Source organism: Leuconostoc sp. (assembly GCF_965300815.1).
Genome location: NZ_CBDKZH010000108.1, coordinates 1 through 4,257 on the forward strand (window position 1 = coordinate 1; position 4,257 = coordinate 4,257).

Annotated in this window: 5 protein-coding genes; 4 read left to right on the forward strand and 1 reads right to left on the reverse strand. The window is 46.4% G+C overall.

The window, feature by feature from the left end:
• The 4 genes from ACW12G_RS06640 to ACW12G_RS06655 all read left to right on the forward strand — a co-directional run.
• On the forward strand, positions 1 to 660 hold a 660-nt coding region (locus ACW12G_RS06640), incomplete at its 5' end, for a 1-phosphofructokinase family hexose kinase (RefSeq protein ID WP_455647570.1).
• Positions 661 to 676: 16 nt separating this feature from the next.
• The gene (locus ACW12G_RS06645) at positions 677 to 2,596 is read left to right on the forward strand and encodes a PTS fructose transporter subunit IIABC (RefSeq protein ID WP_455647571.1); all 1,920 of its coding nucleotides are present in this window, start codon (positions 677 to 679) and stop codon (positions 2,594 to 2,596) included.
• A 64-nt stretch (positions 2,597 to 2,660) separates the two neighbouring features.
• Positions 2,661 to 3,152 (forward strand): methylated-DNA--[protein]-cysteine S-methyltransferase, encoded by a 492-nt coding sequence (locus tag ACW12G_RS06650; RefSeq protein ID WP_455647572.1) that lies wholly within the window; start codon positions 2,661 to 2,663, stop codon positions 3,150 to 3,152.
• A 353-nt stretch (positions 3,153 to 3,505) separates the two neighbouring features.
• Entirely contained in the window at positions 3,506 to 3,988 is a 483-nt protein-coding gene (locus ACW12G_RS06655) for an HdeD family acid-resistance protein (protein ID WP_010003847.1), read from the forward strand.
• A gap of 38 nt (positions 3,989 to 4,026) precedes the next feature.
• Here ACW12G_RS06655 and ACW12G_RS06660 read toward each other — a convergent pair whose 3' ends face one another.
• On the reverse strand, positions 4,027 to 4,173 hold the full coding sequence (locus ACW12G_RS06660; RefSeq protein ID WP_420890788.1) for a Rib/alpha-like domain-containing protein: 147 nt from the start codon (positions 4,171 to 4,173) through the stop codon (positions 4,027 to 4,029).
• Positions 4,174 to 4,257 lie beyond the last annotated feature (84 nt).

The following is a 4,257-nucleotide window of genomic DNA, read 5'->3' on the forward strand; positions in this document are numbered from 1 at the left end:
GGTAACACACGGATTAATTTAAAAATTAAAGCCGATGTGGAAACGGAAATCAACGCAACGGGTCCAGAGATTACTCCGGATAAATTAGCAACTTTCTTGCAACAATTTGACCAGCTAACTGCCGATGATATGGTGATTTTGTCTGGTAGTGTGCCTAAAAGTTTAGCTGCGGATACTTATCAACACATCATTGAAAAAATTGCCCAACACCAAGCGCAATTTGTGATCGATACGACAGGCACACCACTCCAAGCTGCTTTGAACCAGCACCCGTTGCTAGTGAAACCAAATCTACATGAGTTGGCACAACTGTATTACACAACATTGACCACCCAAGCCGATGTCCAACATTGGGGACACCAATTACTCGCTGATGGCGCGCAATTGGCCATTGTTTCCTTAGCTGGTGACGGCGCACTACTCCTAACACCCGATGGGGATTATTTCGCCGCCCCTGTGGCTGGCACGGTGAAAAATTCGGTCGGTGCTGGCGATTCGATGATTGCCGGTTTTGTTGGCACTTGGCTGCAAACAGCCGATGTGCTTGAAAGTTTTAAAATGGCGGTTGCCAGTGGGACAGCCACGGCATTCAGCGATGATATCGCCACAAAAGCAACAATTGCATCAATCTATCAACAAGTTCGTGTCACACCAATATAATATGTGAGGAAACATCATGAAAATCAGCGATTTGTTAGTAACCGACGTTATGATACTGGACCTGAAGACCACTACCAAGCAAGCAGCTTTTGAGGAAATGATTGACCGTCTGTATGACGCTGGTCGCATTACTGACAAACAAGCCTTTATGCAAGGCATTTTGGCACGTGAAGCCCAGACAACGACTGGATTAGGAGATGGCATTGCCATGCCACACAGTAAAAATAGTGCTGTTAAACTGCCGACCGTCGTGTTTGCCCGTTCTGAAAAAGGAGTCGAATACGATGCAATGGACGGTCAGCCGGTGCATTTGTTATTTATGATTGCCGTCCCTGCGGATGCCAATAATACCCATCTGGAAGCTTTGGCCAGTTTGTCACGTTTCTTGCTCCAAGATGGCTTTATGGACGAGCTGAAAGCAGCACAAACCCCAGAAGCAGTCGTTGCATTGTTCAGCGAGCAAGAAGTGACACCAGAACCGGTGACGACAGTGGCTCAAGACGCGCCATTCTTGGTAGCCGTGACCGCTTGTACGACTGGGATTGCCCATACGTACATGGCTGAAGAAGCCTTGAAAAAGCAAGCTGCCGAACTCGGTATTCGGATTAAGGTAGAAACGAACGGGGCCGGTGGCGTTGGGAACCGTTTGAGTGACGCTGATATTGCTGAGGCGCAAGGCGTGATTATTGCCGCCGATAAAAACGTGGAAATGGCGCGTTTTGATGGCAAGCCGTTAATTAATCGGCCAGTAGCATACGGGATTCGGCAGCCAGAAGAACTGATTAATCTGGCTTTAGACAAACAAGCACCGATTTTCCATGGTGATGCACCAAAGCAACAAGCTGCGGAAACATCTCAGTCCATTGGTAAGGCCTTTTATCGTCACTTGATGAGTGGTGTGTCAAGCATGTTGCCGTTTGTGATTGGTGGTGGTATTGCGATTGCCTTTGCCTTCTTGATTGACCAAAGTCTTGGTGTGCCAAAGGATATGCTATCAAGTTTGGGCACGTATCATCCAATTGCGGCTTTCTTTAAGCAAATTGGTGGCGCGGCCTTTGGCTTTATGTTGCCCGTGTTAGCAGGGTATATTGCCTACTCGATTGCCGAAAAGCCAGGTTTGGTGGCGGGGTTCGTTGCTGGGGCTTTGTCAGCCAACGGGTATAACATTTATAACGTTGGACTAGATACCAAGCATATGCCAATTCCGTCAGGTTTCTTGGGGGCTTTGGTCGGCGGCTTCTTGGCTGGTGGAATTATCTTGCTACTCAAGAAGCTCTTAAGTAATTTGCCAAAGTCACTTGATGGGATCAAAACGATTTTGTTCTATCCGGTGCTGGGCGTCTTGTTGACTGGGTTTGCGATGCTGTTCATCAACATTCCAATGTCAGGCATTAACCAAGGGTTGGATAACTTCTTGTCAGGCTTAAGCGGCACGAACGCGGTGTTGCTAGGCACGCTGCTCGGCGGCATGATGGCGGTGGATATGGGTGGTCCGATTAACAAAGCCGCCTATGTCTTTGGGACAAGTACCCTTGCCGCAACAGTGGCAACTGGTGGGTCAAATATTATGGCTGCCGTGATGGCTGGTGGCATGGTGCCACCGTTGGCTGTGTTTGTGGCAACGTTGATGTTCAAGCATAAGTTTGATAAGCAAGAACGTGAAGCTGGATTAACCAACATTGTGATGGGGTTGTCCTTTATTACGGAAGGGGCGATTCCGTTCGCTGCTGCCGATCCAGTTCGCGCCATTCCAAGCTTTATGGTTGGTTCAGCGGTCGCTGGTGGCTTGGTTGGTTTGACAGGCATTAAGTTGCTCGCACCGCATGGTGGGATCTTCGTGATTGCCTTGACGAGTTCACCACTCTTGTACTTGCTCTTTATTGCGATTGGGGCTGTGATTTCTGGGGTGATTTTCGGCCTATTAAAGAGAAAGTAAGATAAAAAGCACGCCGCTAGGCGTACTTTTTATGTCTTATCACTCATTATGCTAAAATGAAACCATGATTATTTACGAGACAATGCCATTTTTACAACGACAACTGACGGTATTCAAGCAAGATGATGCCGTGGTTTTTGTGAGCTTAGCGGATGATGGGCGCCAAGAATTTTTAGCAGACTATTCCACAGCAACAATTCAAGCGGGACATGTCCCAGAACTTGATCTATTTCGGCGTTATGCTGCTGGGGAACCAGTAGATTTTCGAGCGATTAAGATTGATTACCTGCGGGCGACGCCGTTTCAACGGGCTGTTTGGACGGCCTTACACGAGATGGGACCAACTGAAACACTCACATACTCGGATTTAGCAGCACGAGCCAATTATCCCAAGGCGATTCGGGCCGTGGCCACGGCTGTTGGGAAGAATCCGCTGACCATTATCAACGCCTGTCATCGGATTTTACCAAAGCAGGGTGGCATCGGCAAATATGCTTACGGGCCCGATATCAAACAAGTTTTACTATCATTAGATATACCGGAAAATTCGCGTTAAATCGCAGATTTCAGCACACGTCGAGTTCGAGTGCTAAAAAAGTTTAAAAAAGGGGTTTACTTTTCATATAATGCTAAACGTATGACATTTACCTATTTCAATTCTGACTGTCTGAGTGATGCAGTTAATGGGGGAATGCGGTCGTTATGCTTGTTGAAATGCAATGTAGCGAATTATGTGGTATGACAAAAGGCGTGACGACATCAGATTCAGTACCTTTGGCTGTGTGACAACCGACAACAATGGTTGGAAGGGTTATAATAGCTATATAGGAGGAGAGAATAAAATGTCAGACTTATTTTACACGAAGTTGCGCTCGATGGTAGGACTTCAAGGTCTACTATCTTTGGTCTTTGGTCTTTGGTCTTTTGATTGTCTTTTGGCCAAACCGTACAGCCGCAGCTGTTACGATCATGGTTGGTATCGCCTTTATTGCGATTGGTGCAGCCTATGTTGCAGCAATCGGCACACATGATGACGAATCAGCTTGGGCACGTTTAGGTAGTTTCTTAGTTGGTGTGATTTATTTGGTGGCTGGTGTCTTCAGCTTCATCAACTTGTACGCAGCAACAGCTTACCTATTCTTGATCGTTGGTTTGTTGGTTGGTATCACTTGGATCGTTGAAGCTATTGTAACCTTTGCCTCATTGAAGTATTTTGAACGTAAGGGCTGGGCAGTATTTTCAGCATTGATTAGCTTGTTGGCCGGTATCGTATTGCTATTCTCACCACTTATCGGTGCAGCAATCTTGTGGCTACTACTTGGTTTGGCAATGATCATTGTGGGTGTTGTGAAGATCTTCCAATACTTCACTTGGTCACACCGTCACGCCTAAGCACAACACCTGCCAGTGGTAGCGCGTAGAATTGGCGATTAATTCTCGCGGATCGGGCCCAGTCCAATTTTAACCGTTTGATCTTTTCTGATTGGGCCGTATATTGAGGCATGAAATTGTACGGTGAGTTGTACACTGACTTCATCACTTGAATCATCTGGATAATTGACAACTATAACCAACATGCTTGATACCAGGTGTTACCGTATCAATTGATGATTTGTAGTGATACGTTGTACCTTTTGGTCATAAAAGCTATGCTATAATAT